Consider the following 19,728-nt stretch of genomic DNA (forward strand, 5'->3'; position numbering starts at 1 on the left):
AGAAAATGGCTACGACCACCCTTGGGGTCAAACTCGACGACCCGACCCGCGAGCGCCTGAAGGCTGCCGCGACCTCCATTGATCGCACGCCGCACTGGCTGATCAAGCAGGCGATTTTCAATTACCTGGAGAAACTGGAGGGTGGTGCAACCCTGACCGAACTCAATGGTTTGAGCAGCAAGGACGCCGACGATGCAGGCGAGGTCCAGACCGACCACGCCCACCAGTGCTTCCTTGAGTTCGCCGAGAGCATCCTGCCGCAATCCGTATTGCGCGCTTCGATCACCGCCGCTTACCGCCGTCCTGAGCCGGAAGTGGTGCCGATGCTGATCGAACAGGCTCGCCTGCCGGCCCCGATGGCCGAAGCCACCAACAAGCTGGCCGCCTCGATCGCTGAAAAACTACGTAACCAGAAAAGTGCTGGCGGCCGTGCCGGTATTGTCCAGGGCCTGCTGCAGGAATTTTCCCTGTCGTCCCAGGAAGGCGTGGCACTGATGTGCCTGGCCGAAGCGCTGCTGCGCATCCCGGACAAGGGCACCCGCGACGCGCTGATCCGCGACAAGATCAGCACGGGTAACTGGCAGCCACACCTGGGCAATAGCCCGTCGCTGTTCGTCAACGCTGCTACGTGGGGCCTGCTGCTGACCGGCAAACTGGTCGCCACCCACAACGAAGCGGGCCTGACTTCGTCCCTGAGCCGCATCATCGGCAAGAGCGGCGAGCCGATGATCCGCAAGGGCGTCGACATGGCCATGCGCCTGATGGGCGAGCAGTTCGTCACCGGCGAAACCATCGCCGAAGCCTTGGCCAACGCGAGCAAGTTCGAAGCCAAGGGCTTCCGCTATTCCTACGACATGCTCGGTGAGGCCGCGCTGACTGAGCACGACGCGCAGAAGTACCTGGCCTCGTACGAACAAGCCATCCATTCGATCGGCAAAGCCTCCCACGGCCGTGGGATTTATGAAGGCCCGGGCATTTCCATCAAGCTGTCGGCCCTGCACCCGCGCTACAGCCGTGCGCAGTACGAGCGTGTGATGGACGAGCTGTACCCGCGCCTGCTGTCCCTGACCCTGCTGGCCAAGCAATACGACATCGGCCTGAACATCGACGCCGAAGAAGCCGACCGCCTGGAGCTGTCCCTGGACCTGCTGGAGCGCCTGTGCTTCGAGCCGCAACTGACCGGCTGGAACGGCATCGGTTTCGTGATCCAGGCCTACCAGAAGCGTTGCCCGTATGTGATCGACTACGTCATCGACCTGGCGCGTCGCAGCCGTCATCGCCTGATGATCCGCCTGGTGAAAGGCGCGTACTGGGACAGCGAAATCAAGCGCGCCCAGGTCGAAGGCCTGGAAGGCTACCCGGTCTACACCCGCAAGGTGTACACCGACGTTTCCTACATTGCCTGCGCACGCAAACTGCTGTCGGTGCCGGAAGTCATCTACCCGCAGTTCGCCACGCACAACGCCCACACCCTGTCGGCCATCTACCATATCGCCGGTCAGAACTATTACCCCGGCCAGTACGAATTCCAATGCCTGCACGGCATGGGCGAACCGCTCTACGAACAAGTTGTAGGCAAGGTTGCCGATGGCAAGCTGAACCGTCCATGCCGGGTGTACGCACCAGTTGGCACTCACGAAACATTGCTGGCTTATCTGGTCCGTCGCCTGTTGGAAAACGGCGCGAACACCTCCTTCGTCAACCGCATTGCCGACCAATCCATCTCGATCCAGGAGCTGGTGGCCGATCCAGTGGCCAGCATCGAGCAAATGGCTACACAGGAAGGCGGTTTCGGCCTGCCGCACCCGCGCATTCCATTGCCGCGCGACCTGTACGGCAGCGACCGCGCCAACTCGGCCGGTATCGACCTGGCCAACGAACACCGCTTGGCGTCACTGTCCTGCGCTTTGCTGGCCACCGCTCATAACAACTGGAAAGCCGCGCCGATGCTCGGTTGCGCCTCCAGCGAGCAAGCGGCGGCGCCGGTGCTGAACCCGTCCGACCTGCGTGATGTGGTCGGCCATGTGCAAGAAGCTACCGTTGAAGACGTCGACAATGCCATTCAATGCGCCATCAGCGCCGGTCCGATCTGGCAGGCCACCCCACCCGCCGAGCGCGCCGCCATCCTGGAACGTGCCGCCGACCTGATGGAAGGCGAGATCCAGCCGCTGATGGGCCTGCTGGCCCGCGAAGCTGGCAAGACCTTCGCCAACGCCATCGCCGAAGTGCGTGAAGCCGTAGACTTCCTGCGCTATTACGCGGTGCAGGCACGCAACGATTTCACCAACGACGCCCACCGCCCACTGGGCCCGGTGGTGTGCATCAGCCCGTGGAACTTCCCGCTGGCCATCTTCAGCGGCCAAGTCGCCGCCGCACTGGCCGCCGGTAACCCGGTACTGGCCAAGCCGGCCGAGCAAACACCGTTGGTGGCCGCGCAAGCCGTGCGCATCTTGTTGGAAGCCGGCATTCCGGAAGGCGTGCTGCAACTGCTGCCGGGCCAGGGCGAAACCGTGGGTGCCCGCCTGGTGGGGGATGATCGCGTCAAAGGCGTGATGTTCACCGGCTCTACCGAAGTGGCGCGTCTGCTGCAACGCAACGTCGCCGGCCGTCTGGATGCCCAGGGTCGTCCGATCCCGCTGATCGCCGAAACCGGCGGCCAGAACGCGATGATCGTCGACTCCTCGGCGCTGACCGAACAAGTGGTTATCGACGTGGTGTCCTCGGCCTTCGACAGTGCCGGCCAACGCTGCTCGGCCCTGCGTGTGCTGTGCCTGCAGGAAGATTCGGCAGACCGTGTCATCGAAATGCTCAAGGGCGCCATGGCGGAATGCCGCTTGGGTAACCCAGAGCGCCTGTCCGTCGACATCGGCCCGGTGATCGACGCCGAAGCCAAGGCCGGCATCGAGAAACACATCCAGGCCATGCGCGACAAAGGCCGCACTGTGTATCAAGTGGCGATTGCCGATGGTGAAGAGATCAAGCGTGGCACCTTCGTGATGCCGACCCTGATCGAGCTGGAAAGCTTCGACGAACTGCAACGGGAGATCTTCGGCCCGGTGCTGCACGTGGTGCGCTACAAGCGTAAAGAGATTGACCAGCTCATCGGCCAGATCAACGCTTCCGGCTACGGCCTGACCCTGGGCGTGCATACCCGTATCGACGAGACCATCGCCAAGGTGATCGACAACGTCCATGCCGGTAACGTCTATGTGAACCGCAACATCGTGGGCGCTGTGGTCGGCGTGCAACCGTTCGGCGGCGAAGGCCTGTCGGGCACTGGCCCGAAAGCCGGTGGCCCGCTGTACCTGTACCGCCTGCTGTCGACGCGTCCTACGGATGCCATCGAGCAATCCTTCGTACGCGGCGACGCATTGGCCGCGCCGGACGTGCGCCTGCGCGATGCCATGAGCCAGCCGCTGACCGCCCTGAAAACCTGGGCCGACAGCAATAAGTTCAGCGACCTGAGCGCCCTGTGCAGCCAGTTCGCCGCGCAATCGCAAAGCGGTATCACCCGCCAACTGGCCGGCCCGACCGGCGAACGCAACAGCTACGCCATCCTGCCCCGCGAGCACGTACTGTGCCTGGCGGAAGTGGAAGGCGATCTGCTGACGCAACTGGCGGCGGTACTGGCCGTGGGCGGTTCGGCGGTATGGCCGGAATCTGACCTGACCAAGGCCTTGTTCCCACGCCTGCCTAAAGAGATTCAGGCGAAGATCAAGCGCGTGGCCGACTGGTCCAAAGACGACGTAGTGTTCGACGCAGTCCTGCATCACGGTGATTCCGATCAATTGCGTGCGGTGTGCCAGCAAGTGGCGCAGCGTGGTGGGGCGATTGTCGGCGTGCATGGCTTGTCGCAAGGCGAGACGGCGATTGCGCTGGAGCGTTTGGTGATCGAGCGGGCGTTGAGCGTCAACACCGCAGCCGCGGGCGGTAACGCCAGCCTGATGACCATCGGCTAACACCCTCCCCTTGTAGGAGCTGGCTTGCCTGCGATGCAAGCGACGCGGTGCTACTGACAGACCGCAGCGATGCCATCGCAGGCAAGCCAGCTCCCACATGGACTGCGCAAGCCTTGCGCTGTTGTTTTACACCTCCATCACCCAAATCAATCTTGCTATCCAGCCTCTATTTACCCACCTAGACTCGGCCCTATTCCCACATAGGTAATCCGCCATGTCCGAGACGCTGCTCAGTTCCCGCAATCTGGCTTTCGAGCTGTACGAAGTCCTCGATGCCGAGGGCCTGACCCAGCGCGAGCGGTTTGCCGAACACAATCGTGAAACCTTCGATGCGGCCATCAGCACCGCGCGTAACATCGCGGAAAAGTACTTCGCCCCTCACAACCGCAAGAACGACGAAAACGAACCGCGCTACGAAGACGGCAAGGCCATCCTGATTCCGGAGGTGAAACCCGCCGTGGACGCCTTCCTGGAAGCCGGCTTCCTCAACGCCGCGCGCAGCTTCGAAGCCGGCGGCATGCAACTGCCGACCCTGCTGTCCCAAGCCTGTTTTGCACACTTCCAGTCGGCCAACGCGGCATCCACTTCCTATCCGTTCCTGACCATGGGCGCCGCCAACCTGATCGAAAGCTTCGGCACTGAGGACCAAAAACAACGCTTCCTGCAACCGATGATTGACGGCCGTTTCTTCGGCACTATGGCCCTCACCGAACCCCACGCCGGTTCTTCGCTGTCGGATATTCGTACACGCGCAGAGCCTGCGGCCGACGGCACCTATCGACTCAAGGGCAACAAGATCTTCATCTCCGGCGGCGACCACCCGCTGTCGGAGAACATCGTGCACATGGTGCTGGCCAAACTGCCGGACGCGCCGGCCGGGGTGAAGGGCATTTCGTTGTTTATCGTGCCCAAATTCCTGGTCAACGACGACGGCAGCCTGGGCGAGCGCAACGATGTATTGCTGGCGGGGCTGTTCCACAAGATGGGCTGGCGGGGCACCACGTCCACCGCGCTGAACTTCGGCGATAACGGGAATTGCGTCGGCTATCTGGTGGGTAAACCGCACCAGGGGTTGAGCTGCATGTTCCAAATGATGAACGAGGCGCGGATTGGTGTCGGCATGGGCGCGGTCATGCTCGGTTACGCCGGCTACCTCTACTCCTTGGAGTACGCCCGCGAACGCCCGCAAGGTCGCCTGCCCGACAGTAAAGATCCCACGACCGCGCCGGTCTCGATCATTCAGCACGCGGACATCAAACGCATGCTGCTCACCCAAAAATCCTACGTGGAAGGTGCCTTCGACCTCGGCCTCTACGCCGCGCGGCTGTTCGACGACACCACCACCCTGGCCACCGAAACCGAACGCAAACAAGCCCACGAACTGCTGGACCTGCTCACGCCCATCGTCAAATCCTGGCCGTCGGAGTTCTGCCTCAAGGCCAACGAACTGGCGATCCAGATTCTCGGCGGCCACGGCTACACCCGCGAATACCCGGTGGAGCAGTATTACCGCGACAACCGCCTGAACCCGATCCACGAAGGCACCCACGGTATCCAGTCCCTGGATCTACTCGGGCGCAAGCTGGCGCAGAATGGCGGCGCAGGCTTGAAGCAACTCATCCGACTGATCGCCGAAACCGGCGCCCGTGCCCAGGAATACCCAAGCCTCACCGCGCTGAGGGAAGCGCTGGAACAGCTGGTCAACCGCCTGCAAAGCGTCACCATCGGTTTGCTGACGGATCTCGCCCACGGCAAGGTCAACAGCAGCCTGGCGAACTCAGCGCTGTACTTGAAGGTGTTCGGGCATACGGTAATTGGCTGGCGCTGGCTGGAACAGGCGATTCACGCCGAAGCAGGCTTGGCCAAGGGCAATGCGGCGGATGCGGCCTTCTATAAAGGCAAGCTCCAGGCTGCCCGGTACTTCCTGACCTGGGAAGTGCCGAGCTGCCATCATGAACTGGCAATCTTGGAGGCCCGCGATGACACGTGCCTCGGCATGCAAGATGAGTGGTTCTAAGGCGTTCCGATCGCCTTGGAAATCACATCGACCGTGGCGCTGACTTGCTCTTGGTAACGGTCGAGTTCCTGCTGGTGCGCCTGCTGCATTTCGATCTGCTCAGCGCACAGGTTCAGCGCCGCCAGCACCAGTAGCTTGTCACCGATCAGGGTCGGGTACTTCTTCTTGGTGGTGGCCAGGGACGCCTTGAGCAGGGTCACGGCGTGCATCAGGGTTTTCTCTTCCCCGGCCGGAGCCTTGATCGAGTAATCCTCTCCGAGAATCGAAACGACCTTTATCCCTTCACTCATGCGCCGACAGGCCCTGCGCTCACACGCTCAACCAGCGCCTGGATACGTGCGGCGGTGGCGCCGTGCTTTTCTTCCTGTTCCATCAGGTTCAGTTGCAGGCTGTCGTTCTCATCCTTGGCGCGGGCCAGTTCCGCCTTGAGGGATTCGTTGGTGCCCAACAGATCCTGGTTCTGCTGTACGAGGTCACTGACCAGTTGTTCCAATTGGCTGAGGGATGCTTCTAACATTTTGATTTCTCGGGCTTTTTCAAAGGGCGGTGACGATAAAGAAAATTCACCTCGGATGCCAGGGTTATCCCCGGCGCGCAGCCCGATTTTTAAGGGCCGGGCCGCACTTTCGAGCCTTAGTGACTGCATTTACCGGATCTGGTTCCTGAATCCGCGAAACCCCTCGTCAGATGCGACAAAACCGCACACGCCCCTTTAGACTTTAGTCGTACGACCGATAGAGAGGGACACCCCGTCTCATGGCCGCACGGATCGCGCTTCTCCCCCAGGATTCCCGCATGTCGCTTCGTAATATGAATATCGCTCCGAGGGCCTTCCTCGGCTTCGCGTTTATTGGCGCATTGATGTTGTTTCTCGGTGTGTTTGCCCTGAACCAGATGAGCAAGATCCGTGGCGCCACCGAAGACATCACCCTGTCCAGCGTGCCAAGCATTCGTGCGCTCGATGAATTCACCCAGCTGACCCTGCGCCTGCGCGTGCTGTCGTACCGCCTGCTGACCAACCGCGAGCCGGAGGTTCAGCAAAAAACCCTGGAAGCCTTTGAGCTGCGTAATCAGCAGATTCGCACGGCCCAGGGCATCTACGAAAAACTCATCGAGAGCAGCGAAGAGCGCTCGACCTACGACGAATACGTACGCCTGCTGGGCCAGTACCATCAGATTGAAGAGCGCATGAAGAGCCTGTCGCGCGCCAATCAAGTGGAAGAGCTGCGCGCCCTGCTCAACACCGAACTGCTGAGCAACTCCGAGCAGGTCAACGCCGTGCTCACCCGCCTGCTGGACATCAACAACAAGATGGCCCTGGCTACCAATAAAGACGCCGAAGACCAATACAACATGGCCTTCAACATGGTGGTGAGCCTGCTGGTGATCGCCACCCTGCTGACACTGCTGTTTGCGTGGCTGCTGACCCGCAGCATCACCCTGCCCATCTCCCAGGCCTTGGAAGCAGCCGAAGAAGTGGCCGAAGGCAACCTGACGCGGCCGATCAAGGTCGACGGCAACGACGAAGCCGGGCGCCTGCTGGCCGCCATGGCCAAGATGCAGGACAAACTACGCGACACTCTGCAACGCATTGCCGGCTCAGCGACCCAACTGGCATCTGCTGCGGAAGAGCTGAACGCCGTCACCGACGAAAGCGCGCGCGGCCTGACCCAGCAGAACAACGAAATCGAACAAGCCGCCACCGCGGTGAACGAGATGACCAGTGCCGTCGAAGAAGTCGCCCGCAATGCGGTGAGCACCTCTGAAGCGTCGCGCAACGCCACCACCTCCGCCGGTGATGGCCGTGACCTGGTGCAGGAAACCGTCAGCGCTATCGAGCGCATGAGCGGCGATGTGCAAGCCACCGCCACCTTGATTGGCGACCTGGCCAATGAGTCGCGCGACATCGGCAAAGTGCTCGACGTGATTCGCGGCCTGGCCGACCAGACCAACCTGCTGGCCCTGAACGCGGCGATTGAAGCGGCACGTGCCGGTGAAGCCGGTCGCGGTTTTGCGGTGGTGGCGGACGAAGTGCGCGCCCTGGCCCATCGCACCCAGCAATCGACCAGCGAGATCGAGCGGATGATCGGCAGTATCCAGGCCGGTACCGAACACGCGGTGGATTCGATGCGCAACAGCACCGAACGCGCCGAATCGACGCTGAACATCGCCAAAGGCGCCGGGATGTCGCTGGATACCATCAATACCGCGATCGTCGAGATCAACGAACGCAACCTGGTCATCGCCAGCGCAGCGGAAGAACAGGCCCAGGTGGCGCGGGAAGTGGATCGCAACCTGGTGAACATCCGCGATCTGTCGGTGCAATCGGCGACCGGCGCCAGCCAGACCAGTGCGGCGAGCAGTGAGCTGTCGCGCCTGGCGGTGGATTTGAATGGGATGGTCGGGCGTTTTCGCCTCTAACTGACTAATCCCACCCTGTAGGCGTCCCCCCCGGTTCCTACAGGATTGACCCCACAAAAGCTTTTTGACAGCGCAGCAATTCAACAGGTTAGAATCGCTGGCACGCAGACTGCATGGTCAGTTTGCGCCCCGTCTTGTTTGCTCATGGAGTACTGCCTTTGAATGCGACGACCATCAACAGCCTGTTCTTGATCGGCGCGTTGCTGGTGAGTGCGAGCATTCTGGTGAGTTCTCTTTCGTCCCGCCTGGGGATCCCGATATTGGTGATCATCCTGGCCGTGGGCATGGTTGCCGGCGTCGATGGCGGCGGCATCATCTTTGATAACTACCCAACCGCCTACCTGGTGGGCAACCTCGCCCTGGCCGTAATCCTGCTCGATGGCGGTTTGCGCACACGGGTGGCAAGTTTCCGCGTGGCACTCTGGCCAGCGTTGTCGCTGGCCACGGTGGGGGTGTTGATTACCACCGGCCTCACCGGCATGGCCGCGGCCTGGCTGTTTGACCTCAATATCATCCAAGGCTTGTTGATTGGCGCGATTGTCGGCTCCACGGACGCCGCGGCAGTGTTCTCGCTGCTCGGTGGCAAGGGCCTCAACGAACGGGTCACCGCGAGCCTGGAAATCGAATCCGGCAGTAACGACCCCATGGCGGTGTTCCTCACCGTCACCTTGATCGACATGCTGGCCAGCGGCCAGACCGGCCTGCACTGGAGCCTGCTGACTCACTTGGTGCGCGAGTTCGGCATCGGCGGCGTGGTCGGCCTGGGCGGCGGCTGGCTGATGCTGCAAATGGTCAACCGCATCAACCTGGCCACCGGCCTGTACCCCATCCTGGTGATCGCCGGCGGCCTGTTCGTGTTCGCGGTGACCAACGCTTTGCACGGCAGCGGCTTCCTCGCCGTGTACCTGTGCGGCCTGGTGATCGGCAACCGCCCGGTGCGCAGCCGTCATGGCATTTTGCATATGCTCGACGGCATGGCCTGGCTGGCACAGATCGGCATGTTCCTGGTACTGGGCCTGCTGGTCACGCCCCATGACTTGCTGCCGATTGCACTGCCGGCGCTGGGTCTGGCGCTGTGGATGATCCTGTTTGCACGGCCATTGTCGGTGATGGTCGGCCTGCTGCCTTTCAAAGCGTTCCACGGTCGTGAAAAGGCCTTTATCGCCTGGGTGGGCCTGCGCGGCGCGGTGCCGATCATTCTGGCGGTGTTCCCGCTGATGGCCGGTCTGCCCCATGCGCAGCTGTACTTCAACCTGGCGTTCTTTATCGTGCTGGTGTCGCTGCTGGTGCAGGGCACGAGCCTGCCGTGGGTGGCCAAGCTGCTTAAAGTCACGGTACCGCCGGACCCGGCGCCGATTTCCCGTGCCGCGCTGGAAGTGCATGTCACCAGCGAGTGGGAGCTTTTCGTCTACCGCCTGGGCGCGGAAAAATGGTGCATCGGCGCCGCCCTGCGTGAGCTGAAAATGCCCGAAGGCACGCGGATCGCCGCGCTGTTCCGTGGCCAGCAACTGCTCCATCCGTCGGGTAGTACGGTGTTGGAAGTCGGCGATTTGCTCTGTGTGATCGGCCATGAACACAACCTTCCGGCACTGGGCAAGCTCTTCAGCCAGGCACCGCAACGGGGTCTGGACCTGCGCTTCTTCGGCGACTTTGTGTTGGAAGGCGACGCCCAGCTGGGCGCGGTTTCCGCGCTGTACGGGCTGAAGCTGGACGGCATCGACCCGGACATGCCGCTGAGCAGCTTCATCACCCAGAAAGTCGGCGGCGCGCCTATCGTCGGCGACCAGGTGGAATGGAACAACACCATCTGGACCGTCGCGGTCATGGACGGGAACAAGATCGGCAAAGTGGGCGTCAGATTCCCCGAAGGAAGTCGCCCGGGCCCCGGACTCTTCCTCTAAACTGCGGGGCGACGACGCCCCCGATTCTTCACCTTGCAAGACCGGTCTCTATGCCTACCCTGCGCACGTTCCTCGCCACTGCCCTGCTGGGCCTGACCCTTTGTGTCGGCACCGTTCACGCGGCCGACCCACCCAGCGCCGATTCCATCCAGCAAACCCTGGACAAGCTGCCCGACCGCAAGCTGCCCGACGCCGACATGAAGGCCCTGCAGACGATCCTGCAGCAGACGCTGACGTACCTGGGCAACAAGCAGGATTACGAGCAGCGCCTGGTCGACCTCAAGCGCCAGCTGGAAGACGCACCGCGCGAGACCGCCGACAACCAGCGCGAACTGACCCGGCTCAAGGCCACCAAAATCATCCCGGTCGCCCAGCGCTACGCCACCCTGCCGGTGCCGCAGCTTGAGCAGTTGCTGGTGCAACGCACCACCCAGCAAGGTGACCTGCAAAAAGAACTGGCCGACGCCAACAGCCTGTCCATCGCCGCCCAGACCCGCCCCGAGCGCGCCCAGACCGAAATCAGCAGCAGCCAGACGCGCATCCTGCAGATCAACTCGATCCTCAAGGCCGGCAAGGACAACGGCAAGACCCTCAGCGGCGACCAGCGCAACCAACTCAATGCCGAACTGGCCGCCCTCAACGCACTGATCCCGCTGCGCCGCCAGGAACTGGCCGGCAACAGCCAACTGCAAGACCTGGGCAACAGCCAACACGACCTGGTGATGGAAAAAACCGCGCGCCTGGAACAAGAGATCCAGGACCTGCAAACCCTGATCAACCAGAAACGCCTGGCCCAGTCCCAACAAACGGTGACCCAGCAGTCCATCGAAGCGCAAAAAGCCGGCGGCAGCAGCCTGCTGGCCACGGAAAGCGCGGCCAACCTGAAGCTGTCCGACTACCTGCTCAAAAGCACCGACCGCCTCAACGATCTGACCCAGAAGAACCTGAAAACCAAGCAGCAACTGGACACCGTAACCCAGAGCGACTCGGCCCTGGACGAGCAGATCAACGTGCTCAAGGGCAGCCTGTTGCTGTCCAAGATCCTCTACAAACAGAAACAAGCCTTGCCACGCCTGACCGTGGACCGCGACCTGGCGGACGACATCGCCAACATTCGCCTGTACCAGTTCGAGGTCAACCAGCAACGCGAACTGATCAGTTCGCCGAGCGCCTATGTGGATAACTTGCTGGCGAACCAAGCGCCGGAAGACGTCACCCCGCAACTGCGCCGTACCCTGCTGGAACTGGCGATCACTCGCAGCGACCTGCTGGAGCGCCTGAGCCGTGAGCTGAGCGCGCTGCTCAATGAATCCATCACCCTGCAACTGAACCAGAAACAACTGCTCAGCACCGCCACCACCCTGCGCGCGACGCTGGATGAGCAGATGTTCTGGATCCCCAGCAACAAGCCGCTGGACACCGAATGGCTGGAAACGGTGCCGACGCACCTGAGCAAGCAAGTCGCCACCTTGCCCTGGGCCTCCAGCGTCAGCGAACTGTATGACGGCCTGACCCAGCGCCCACTGCTGTTCCTGCCACTGCTGCTGTTGATCGGCGCGCTGCTGTGGCGCCGCAAAAACCTGTACCAGCGCCTGAACAAGGTCCACCTGGACATCGGCCACTTCAAGCGTGACAGCCAGTGGCACACGCCGCAGGCCATCCTGATCAATATTCTGCTGGCGATGCCGGTGTCCCTGGGACTGGCACTGTGCGGCTACGCGCTGCAGATCGACGCCCGTGGGCAGAATGCCAACCTCGGCTCGGCGCTGCTGCAGATCGCCCAGGCCTGGCTGGTGTTCTACACCGCTTATCGCATCCTGGCGCCGGGTGGCGTGGCGGAACTGCACTTCCGTTGGGAAAAGCCTCAGGTCGAATTCCTGCAAGGCTGGGTGCGCAAGCTCGGGTTGGTGGTACTGGCGCTGGTGGCCGTGGTGGCCATCGCCGAACACCAACCGGCGGCGCTGGCCGATGACGTGCTGGGCATCGGCGTGGTGCTCACCTGCTACGCGCTGATGGCCTGGCTGCTCGGTCGCCTGTTGCTCAACAGCCCGACCCATGAAAAAGCCTCGCTGTTCCGCAAAGCCGTGGGCCTGTTGTTTACCGCGCTGCCGGTCGCGCTGTTTATCGCCGTGTGCTTTGGCTACTACTACACCGCGCTCAAGCTCAGTGACCGCCTGATCAACACCCTGTACCTGCTGATGTTCTGGCTGGTGATCGAGGCCACTTTCGTTCGCGGCCTGGGCGTTGCCGCCCGGCGCCTGGCCTATGCGCGCGCCCTGGCCAAACGCCAGGCCGCCAAGGAAGCTGGCGACGGCGAAGCAGTGATCGAAGAACCGACCCTGGACATCGAACAGGTCAACGAACAGTCCATGCGCCTGATCCGCCTGGCCTTGCTCGGCGGCTTTATTGCCGCGCTGTACTGGGTATGGTCTGACCTGATCTCGGTGTTTTCGTATTTGGATAACGTCACGTTGTACGAATACACCAGTGGCACCGGCGCCAATATCAGCATGGTGCCGATCAGCATCGGCGACTTGCTCGGCGCCTTGATCATCATCGGCATCACTTTCGCCCTGGCGCGCAACCTGCCCGGCCTGCTCGAAGTGCTGGTGCTGTCCAAGCTGGACCTGGCCCAGGGCAGTGCCTACGCGACCACCACGCTGCTGTCGTATGTGATTGCCGGCGTCGGCTTCGTCTCCACCCTGTCCACCCTCGGCGTGAGCTGGGACAAGTTGCAATGGCTGGTGGCGGCGCTGTCGGTGGGCTTGGGCTTTGGTATGCAGGAGATCTTCGCGAACTTCATCTCCGGCATCATGATCCTGTTCGAACGCCCGGTGCGCATCGGCGACACCATCACCATCGGCAACCTGTCGGGCACGGTGAGCAAGATCCGCATCCGCGCCACCACGATCACTGACTTTGACCGCAAGGACATCATTGTTCCGAACAAGACGTTCATCACCGGGCAACTGATCAACTGGTCGCTGACCGACACCATCACCCGCGTCACCCTGAAACTGGGCGTGGACTACGGCTCGGATCTGGACCTGGTGAAGGAACTACTACTCAAGGCTGCCAGGGAAAACCCACGGGTCCTGAAAGAACCAGAACCCCACGTGTACTTCCTCAATTTCGGCGAAAGCACGCTCGACCACGAACTGCGCATGCACGTGCGCGACCTGGGTGACCGTAACCCGGTGCTCGACGAGGTCAACCGCTACATCAACCGTGAGTTCAAGAAGCAGCACATCAACATCTCGTTCCGGCAGATGGAGGTGTACCTGAAGAACATGCATGGCCAGGAATACAAACTGGTGCCGGTCGAAGATGACCGCAAGACCCTCGTCGGGCCTGCGACAGAGCAAGATGCCCCCGAGCCGCCACCCGGCAAAGTCGACGACGCGCCGGAACCGCCACCGAGCAAACTCGACTAACCGCGCTATCCCCAGCAGAATGCTCGGACATTCTGCTGGAGATGGCCGGTGAAAGCCCTCGACGAACTGACCTTCGACAACCGCTTCGCACGCCTGGGCGACGCGTTCTCGACCCACGTATTGCCAGAGCCCCTCGACGCGCCGCGCCTGGTCGTGGCAAGCGAGGCCGCCATGGCCCTGCTGGACCTTGACCCGGCCGTGGCCGAAACGCCGTTATTTGCCGAGCTGTTTGGCGGGCACAAGCTGTGGGCCGAGGCGGAACCCCGGGCGATGGTCTATTCCGGACATCAGTTCGGCGGCTACACCCCGCAACTGGGTGATGGCCGTGGCTTGTTGCTGGGCGAGGTGTACAACGCAGCCGGCGAACACTGGGACCTGCACCTCAAGGGCGCAGGGATGACGCCTTACTCAAGGATGGGCGATGGTCGCGCCGTGTTGCGCTCGTCGATCCGCGAGTTCCTGGCCTCCGAAGCGCTGCACGCGCTGGGCATCCCCAGCAGCCGCGCGCTGTGCGTGATCGGCTCCGACACCCCGGTGTGGCGTGAGAAGCAGGAACGCGGCGCGATGGTATTGCGCATGGCACACAGCCATATCCGCTTCGGGCATTTCGAATACTTCTACTACACCAAAAAGCCCGAACAGCAGGCGCTGCTGGCCGAACACGTATTGAACCTGCACTACCCCGAGTGCCGCGAACAGCCCGAGCCGTACTTGGCGATGTTCCGCAAAATCGTCGAACGCAACGCTGAGCTGATCGCCAAATGGCAGGCTTATGGCTTCTGTCATGGCGTGATGAACACCGACAACATGTCGATCCTCGGCATTACCTTCGACTTCGGGCCGTTTGCGTTTCTGGATGATTTTGACGCGCACTTCATTTGCAACCACTCGGATCACGAAGGGCGTTATTCCTTCAGCAATCAGGTGCCCATCGGGCAGTGGAACTTGAGTGCATTGGCGCAAGCACTGACGCCGTTTATCAGCGTCGACGCCTTGAAAGAGGCGCTCGGGCTGTATCTGCCGTTATATCAGGCGAACTACCTGGACCTGATGCGCCGCCGCTTGGGGCTGACCACCGCCGAGGACGATGACCAGCAACTGGTCGAGCCGTTATTGAAGCTGATGCAGAACAGCGGCGTGGATTACACCCTGTTCTTCCGCCGTCTGGGCGACGAGTCGGCGGCGTTGGCCGTGGCGCGGCTGCGCGATGACTTTGTCGACTTGGCCGGGTTTGATGCCTGGGCCGAGCAGTACAAGGCGCGTGTTGCACGGGATGGTGACTACAGCGAGGAACAGCGCCGTGCGCGGATGCACGCGGTGAACCCGCTGTATATCTTGCGCAACTACCTTGCGCAAAACGCCATCGCGGCCGCCGAATCTGGGGACTACAGCGAGGTGAGGCGGCTGCACGAAGTGCTTTCCAAGCCGTTTGAGGAGCAGGTGGGCATGGAGCAATACGCGCAGCGGCCGCCGGATTGGGGGAAGCATTTGGAGATTAGTTGTTCGTCGTAAAAACCTTTAGATGAAGGTTTCTACTGAAACACCGAATCGCTCGGCCAGCCAACGAATTTGACGTATGTTGAGCTGGCACTTGCCGCTCAGGATTTCCAAAACGGCGGACTGCGGGCCTACACCCGGCAGATCGCCTTGGGTCAAGCCATGCTCTTGCATCATAAAACGCAACACATCAACGCCACTGGCAACAGGCATCGGCCAATGCTCATGATCGTAGGCTTCGATCCAGTCACTTATGATGTCCACCAGCCCCATAAGTGGGTGACCTTCGTCTTCTCCAACGATATCCAGTAGCTCATTAAGCGACCCGGCCAAGGCGTCATAGTCGGCCTCAGATTGGGGCTTGGTCAGCAGCGATGAAACAAAGCGCCAGTGCTCAATAGCCAGCTTTAGATCGTCGTTCATGTGTTGTCCTTTTTATCTGGTCTTGATAAACCGCATTCCCGGCTCCAGATTGAACCCAATGGCCACACCCTAGGAGCCCCCGATGTCCGAACCTCTTGTAATCCCTTGCCCCCACTGCAACGGCCTCAACCGCATCCCCGGTGAACGCCTGCGTGATGCGCCCAAATGCGGGCGCTGCAAGCAGCCGGTTTTACTGAACAAACCGTTTGAGCTGAAGCAAGGCGACTACGCCAGCCAGGTCAAAGGCGATTTGCCGTTGCTGGTGGATGTGTGGGCCGACTGGTGTGGGCCGTGTAAATCGTTTGCACCGGTGTTCGAACAGGCGGCTGGGCAGTTGGCGGGCAAGTGCCGGTTGGCCAAGCTGGACAGCGAGGCCAATCAGCAGTTGTCGGCGCAGTTGGGGATTCGTTCGATTCCCAGTTTGATTCTGTTCAAGAACGGCCGCGAAGTGGCGCGCCAGAGCGGGGCGTTTCCGTTGCCGCAGTTGATGAGTTGGTTGCGTAGCCAGGGGGTGTCAGCCTGATTCCCTGTAGGAGCGAGCTTGCTCGCGAAGAACGCGCAGGCGCCGCAGCAAATCAGGTTGCCCGCGTTATCGTTGACGTTTTTCGCGAGCAAGCTCGCTCCTACAGTGACGGTGTTTCAACTTAGGGCAGTGGGGCTTCACGGTCCATCATCTGGCCGACCAGCAGTACGCCCAGTTCGCTCAATTGATGGATCGCCAGCGCCACGTCGCGGTGTTCGCCGGTGAGGTCGTTGGACAGGTTGAGCAACAGGGTGCGGACGGAGGAGAAGGTTTCGTAGCTGTTGAGGACTAGGGTTTCGGTGGGGAGGTTGGGGGTGACGGTATAAAGGTTAACCATGGATCGTCTCCGAGCAGGAGCCGCAACCGACCGCTACTAAACGGGGGTGGCAGCTGTACGCAGGTTAGTAGACCGGGAGACGCAACCGGCGCGCTCAAGAGCGCCCTCCGTACAGCCACCATCAAATTCAGGAAGGTCCTGATCGACGATTTTGCTGTACGTCTCAACACGGGCTACTAAACCCGACCACTGAGAATTCAGCGGCCCGAGAACCTTAAGAGAAGCCCATCCAGACGCACAAGCCAGCGGATTCTGGAGTACCTGTAGGCAACGTTACAAGGCTTAACCCCTATAGCCAGACCCTTCCTACACCCCATGTAGGAAGGATCGACATCGATCATGCGTTTTCCAGCAGGTTATGCAACTCCACAAACTGCTGCGTCAGCTTATGCCGTGGGTCCAGGTGGATCAGCGGCTTGCTCTCCTGGTGTGACTCGCGCATGCGCACGGAACTGGCGAGGTACACCGGCAATACCGGCAACCCTTCAGCAATCAATTCATCAAGCATCTGCTGCGGCAACGTCGCCCGGGCCTGGAACTGGTTGACCACGATGCCTTCCACTTCGAGGCCTTCGTTATGGTCTTCCTTCAATTCTTCGATCTCCGCCAGCAGGCCATACAGGGCTTGACGCGAGAAGCTGTCGCAATCGAAGGGGATCAACACGCGATCAGCGGCAATCAACGCCGAAACCGCGTAAAAATTCAGGGCTGGCGGTGTATCCAGGTAGATCCGGTCGTAATCCTCGCTCAACTCATCCAGCAGCTTTCGCAGCTTGTTGATCTTGTGCTTGGCCTCAAGCTTGGGCTGCAAGTCGGCCAACTCCGGGGTCGCGGTGATGACGTGCAGGTTGTCGAACGGGGTTTCGTAGATATCCACCTTGTTCTTCTTGGAAAACGGCCCGGAAGACAAGGTTTGCTTGAAAAAATCCGCGATCCCCATGGGAATATCGTCGCCGGTCAGCCCCGTGAGGTACTGGGTTGAGTTGGCTTGCGCATCGAGGTCCACCAACAGGGTTCGATAGCCTTCGCTGGCGCTGACTGCCGCCAGGTTGCAGGCAATGCTGGACTTGCCAACGCCGCCTTTCTGATTGAACACCACGCGCCGCATGGAAAAACCTCCGTGTATCAATGAATGCCCGAGTGTAGAGGGCAAAAGCGCCTGTTAGCTACCTCGTTCATCTATGCACTGCTGCATCACGGGCGATCGGCGACCAGTCTGTCATACGCAACCGACAGATTTAAAAGAACGGTCCGACAATCCAACCAGTCCCCAGGTAAAGGACAATCTGTAATTCCTTTCCACTATTTTGTAATCATCCGTGCACATTTCTTTACCAAAGTTTGCTAGAACCCCACGTCACCGGGATAATGCGCGCCATTCGGCTATTGTTCCCTGTCCCGGTATTCGGGGCCAAAAGCCGCACATGGAAGCCCGCAGGGGCGGGATACCTTCTCAGTGATCACTTTCAACATCGCCCAATGGCGCGCGTGGGCCCCAGGGCTCGATAGCGTGGATGACTGGCACGCCTGGTGCCAGGCGCCAGTGTTGCTACCTGCCAGCGATGCCTGCCCCGACGTGTCGTTCCTGCCGGCCATGCAACGTCGTCGCCTGAACCGCCTGGCGCGCATGGCCTTCAGCGTGGGCTGGCCACTGGCCGAGGGTTTGCAGGATCTGCCGCTGGTGTTTATTTCCCGTCACGGCGAAACCCCGCGCACCCTCGACATCCTCAGTGACCTGGCCAACGACCAACCGCTGTCGCCGACCCAGTTCAGCCTGTCGGTGCATAACGCGGTCATTGGCCTGTGGTCGATCCTGCGCAATGAAACCAGCGAAATGACTGCCCTCGCCGCCGCGGGTGACGGCCTGGAGCACGGCATGCTCGAAGCCGCCGCCTTGCTCAACGAAGGCGCGCCCGCGGTTTTGTTAGTGATTACCGAAGAACAACCGCCCGAGGCCTACGCCAGCTGGATTGTGGATGTGCCGTTCCCCTACGCACTGGGCCTGCTGCTGACGCCGGGCGACGAGTGGCAGCTGGAACTCAGCAGCGGCACTGTCCAACCCACTCAAACCCAGTGGCCCCACGCCCTGAACCTGCTGCGCACCCTGCTCACCGAACAGGTCGCCTGCCAACATGCCTGGAAGAACCGTGTATGGAACTGGCAACGCAAGCCCTGAACGACAAACCCCGGGACGCCTACTACTGGCGCCTGTTCGCCACCGCCGCCAGCTTCGCGCTGTTCGGCTTCGGCGGCCTGTGCCTGCGTTTGCTGGTGTTTCCATTGCTCAGTTGCCTGCCAGGGGACACTGCAAAACATCGCAGCCGCGCCCGCCACACGATCAGTTGGCTGTTCTGGTTCTTTATTCGCCTGATGCAGCGCGCCGGCGTGCTCACCTTCAGCGTCGAAGGCGCGGAAAAACTCGGCCGGCCGGGCCAGATGATCATCGCCAACCACCCGTCGTTGATCGACGTGGTGTTCCTGATCGGCCTGGTGCGCCAGGCCAACTGCGTGGTCAAGCAGAGCCTGTGGCAGAACCCCTTCACCCGTGGGCCGGTGCGCGACGCGGGCTATATCAGCAACGACGGCAGTGCCGAAATGCTCGATGCGGCGGCGGATGCCCTGCGCAGCGGCCAGACCCTGATCATCTTTCCCGAAGGCACCCGCACCACACCCGGCGCGGCGCCTGCCTTTCATCGCGGCGGCGCCGCCATTGCGCTGCGCGGTGCGACAATCATCACCCCCGTGGTGATCAAGGTCAGCCCCACCACGCTGACCAAGGCCGAACCCTGGTATCGCATCCCAAAATGCCGCGTGCACTTCAGTTTGCGGGTGGGTGCCGATATAGAACCACAGGCGTTCGCATCAATGGGGCCCGCGCCCCAGGCCTCACGTAAGCTCAACGATTACCTGCATCACTTTTTTATTAAGGAGCTCGCCGAAGATGAGCGACCAACACCGCCTTGAGCACGACATAAAGACCCTGATCATCGAGGCCCTGGGCCTGGAAGACATCAGTGTCGACGACATCGGCAGCGAGCAGACCCTGTTCGGCGAAGGCCTCGGCCTGGATTCGGTAGACGCCCTGGAATTGGGCCTGGCGATCCAGAAAAAGTACGGCATCAAGATCGATGCCGACGCCAAGGACACCCGCAATCACTTCACCAACGTGGCCAGCCTTGCGGCGTTCGTCACGGCCAGACAGGCAGCTTGAGACCG

Annotated in this window: 14 protein-coding genes and 2 pseudogenes; 11 read left to right on the forward strand and 5 right to left on the reverse strand. The window is 61.3% G+C overall.

Annotated elements, in window-relative coordinates; genetic code table 11:
• The first annotated feature begins 5 nt into the window (after positions 1–5).
• Complete coding sequence (putA, locus tag HX868_RS01220) at positions 6–3,959, forward strand: trifunctional transcriptional regulator/proline dehydrogenase/L-glutamate gamma-semialdehyde dehydrogenase (RefSeq protein ID WP_177001637.1); 3,954 nt, start codon at positions 6–8, stop codon at positions 3,957–3,959.
• Positions 3,960–4,173: 214 nt separating this feature from the next.
• On the forward strand, positions 4,174–5,976 hold the full coding sequence (locus HX868_RS01225; protein ID WP_177001638.1) for an acyl-CoA dehydrogenase: 1,803 nt from the start codon (positions 4,174–4,176) through the stop codon (positions 5,974–5,976).
• On the opposite strand, the gene HX868_RS01230 is transcribed toward HX868_RS01225, so the two are convergent.
• A complete protein-coding gene (locus HX868_RS01230; RefSeq protein ID WP_016977202.1) occupies positions 5,973–6,266 on the reverse strand; it encodes a cell division protein ZapA in 294 nt (97 codons plus the stop codon). The two genes, HX868_RS01225 and HX868_RS01230, sit on opposite strands and share 4 nt — an antisense overlap.
• Entirely contained in the window at positions 6,263–6,493 is a 231-nt protein-coding gene (locus HX868_RS01235) for a hypothetical protein (protein WP_016977201.1), read from the reverse strand. Before HX868_RS01235 ends, HX868_RS01230 begins: the two co-directional genes overlap by 4 nt.
• Positions 6,494–6,837: 344 nt before the next feature.
• Here HX868_RS01235 and HX868_RS31135 point away from each other — a divergent pair.
• The 5 genes and pseudogenes from HX868_RS31135 to selO all read left to right on the forward strand — a co-directional run.
• Positions 6,838–7,494 (forward strand): annotated as a pseudogene (locus HX868_RS31135) (MCP four helix bundle domain-containing protein); the annotation flags it as partial.
• A gap of 303 nt (positions 7,495–7,797) precedes the next feature.
• Positions 7,798–8,397: pseudogene (locus HX868_RS31140) on the forward strand (methyl-accepting chemotaxis protein); the annotation flags it as partial.
• A 158-nt stretch (positions 8,398–8,555) separates the two neighbouring features.
• On the forward strand, positions 8,556–10,298 hold the full coding sequence (locus HX868_RS01245; RefSeq protein WP_177001640.1) for a potassium/proton antiporter: 1,743 nt from the start codon (positions 8,556–8,558) through the stop codon (positions 10,296–10,298).
• 50 nt (positions 10,299–10,348) lie between these two features.
• Positions 10,349–13,732: a mechanosensitive channel MscK gene (gene mscK, locus HX868_RS01250; RefSeq protein WP_177001641.1), complete on the forward strand. Its 3,384-nt coding sequence runs from the start codon at positions 10,349–10,351 to the stop codon at positions 13,730–13,732.
• A gap of 48 nt (positions 13,733–13,780) precedes the next feature.
• A complete protein-coding gene (gene selO, locus HX868_RS01255) occupies positions 13,781–15,244 on the forward strand; it encodes a protein adenylyltransferase SelO (RefSeq protein ID WP_177001642.1) in 1,464 nt (487 codons plus the stop codon).
• 6 nt (positions 15,245–15,250) lie between these two features.
• Here the strand turns inward: selO and HX868_RS01260 are convergent, their stop codons facing one another.
• Positions 15,251–15,652: a helix-turn-helix domain-containing protein gene (locus HX868_RS01260; protein ID WP_177001643.1), complete on the reverse strand. Its 402-nt coding sequence runs from the start codon at positions 15,650–15,652 to the stop codon at positions 15,251–15,253.
• An 82-nt stretch (positions 15,653–15,734) separates the two neighbouring features.
• Here HX868_RS01260 and trxC point away from each other — a divergent pair, with 82 nt between their 5' ends.
• Positions 15,735–16,175 carry a thioredoxin TrxC gene (gene trxC / locus HX868_RS01265; protein ID WP_177001644.1) on the forward strand — a complete coding sequence of 147 codons (441 nt, stop codon included), beginning with the start codon at positions 15,735–15,737 and terminating at the stop codon, positions 16,173–16,175.
• 121 nt (positions 16,176–16,296) lie between these two features.
• Here trxC and HX868_RS01270 read toward each other — a convergent pair whose 3' ends face one another.
• Positions 16,297–16,512, reverse strand: a complete 216-nt coding sequence (locus HX868_RS01270) for a DUF6124 family protein (RefSeq protein WP_016979219.1) — start codon at positions 16,510–16,512, stop codon at positions 16,297–16,299.
• Positions 16,513–16,849: 337 nt separating this feature from the next.
• The gene (locus HX868_RS01275) at positions 16,850–17,620 is read right to left on the reverse strand and encodes a ParA family protein (RefSeq protein WP_177001645.1); all 771 of its coding nucleotides are present in this window, start codon (positions 17,618–17,620) and stop codon (positions 16,850–16,852) included.
• Between the two features lie 348 nt (positions 17,621–17,968).
• On the opposite strand from HX868_RS01275, the gene HX868_RS01280 reads away from it, so the two are divergent.
• Genes HX868_RS01280 through HX868_RS01290 form a run of 3 tightly spaced genes read left to right on the forward strand, consistent with a single transcriptional unit; the run spans position 17,969 to position 19,723 of the window.
• Complete coding sequence (locus tag HX868_RS01280) at positions 17,969–18,688, forward strand: beta-ketoacyl synthase chain length factor (protein ID WP_177001646.1); 720 nt, start codon at positions 17,969–17,971, stop codon at positions 18,686–18,688.
• A complete protein-coding gene (locus HX868_RS01285; protein WP_177001647.1) occupies positions 18,664–19,476 on the forward strand; it encodes a lysophospholipid acyltransferase family protein in 813 nt (270 codons plus the stop codon). Before HX868_RS01280 ends, HX868_RS01285 begins: the two co-directional genes overlap by 25 nt.
• Complete coding sequence (locus tag HX868_RS01290) at positions 19,454–19,723, forward strand: phosphopantetheine-binding protein (protein ID WP_014716603.1); 270 nt, start codon at positions 19,454–19,456, stop codon at positions 19,721–19,723. The genes HX868_RS01285 and HX868_RS01290 overlap by 23 nt, the downstream gene beginning before the upstream one ends.
• Positions 19,724–19,728: the final 5 nt, after the last annotated feature.

The organism is Pseudomonas reactans (assembly GCF_013385825.1).
Taxonomy (GTDB): domain Bacteria; phylum Pseudomonadota; class Gammaproteobacteria; order Pseudomonadales; family Pseudomonadaceae; genus Aquipseudomonas; species Aquipseudomonas reactans.

What these genes read in the sequence shown, in the direction of transcription:
- putA (WP_177001637.1), top strand. Translation starts at nt 6, where the DNA reads ATGGCTACGACCACCCTTGGGGTCAAACTCGACGACCCGACCCGCGAG.
- HX868_RS01225 (WP_177001638.1), top strand. Translation starts at nt 4,174, where the DNA reads ATGTCCGAGACGCTGCTCAGTTCCCGCAATCTGGCTTTCGAGCTGTAC.
- HX868_RS01230 (WP_016977202.1), bottom strand. Translation starts at nt 6,266, where the DNA reads ATGAGTGAAGGGATAAAGGTCGTTTCGATTCTCGGAGAGGATTACTCG.
- HX868_RS01235 (WP_016977201.1), bottom strand. Translation starts at nt 6,493, where the DNA reads ATGTTAGAAGCATCCCTCAGCCAATTGGAACAACTGGTCAGTGACCTC.
- mscK (WP_177001641.1), top strand. Translation starts at nt 10,349, where the DNA reads ATGCCTACCCTGCGCACGTTCCTCGCCACTGCCCTGCTGGGCCTGACC.
- HX868_RS01260 (WP_177001643.1), bottom strand. Translation starts at nt 15,652, where the DNA reads ATGAACGACGATCTAAAGCTGGCTATTGAGCACTGGCGCTTTGTTTCA.
- trxC (WP_177001644.1), top strand. Translation starts at nt 15,735, where the DNA reads ATGTCCGAACCTCTTGTAATCCCTTGCCCCCACTGCAACGGCCTCAAC.
- HX868_RS01270 (WP_016979219.1), bottom strand. Translation starts at nt 16,512, where the DNA reads ATGGTTAACCTTTATACCGTCACCCCCAACCTCCCCACCGAAACCCTA.
- HX868_RS01275 (WP_177001645.1), bottom strand. Translation starts at nt 17,620, where the DNA reads ATGCGGCGCGTGGTGTTCAATCAGAAAGGCGGCGTTGGCAAGTCCAGC.
- HX868_RS01285 (WP_177001647.1), top strand. Translation starts at nt 18,664, where the DNA reads ATGGAACTGGCAACGCAAGCCCTGAACGACAAACCCCGGGACGCCTAC.
- HX868_RS01290 (WP_014716603.1), top strand. Translation starts at nt 19,454, where the DNA reads ATGAGCGACCAACACCGCCTTGAGCACGACATAAAGACCCTGATCATC.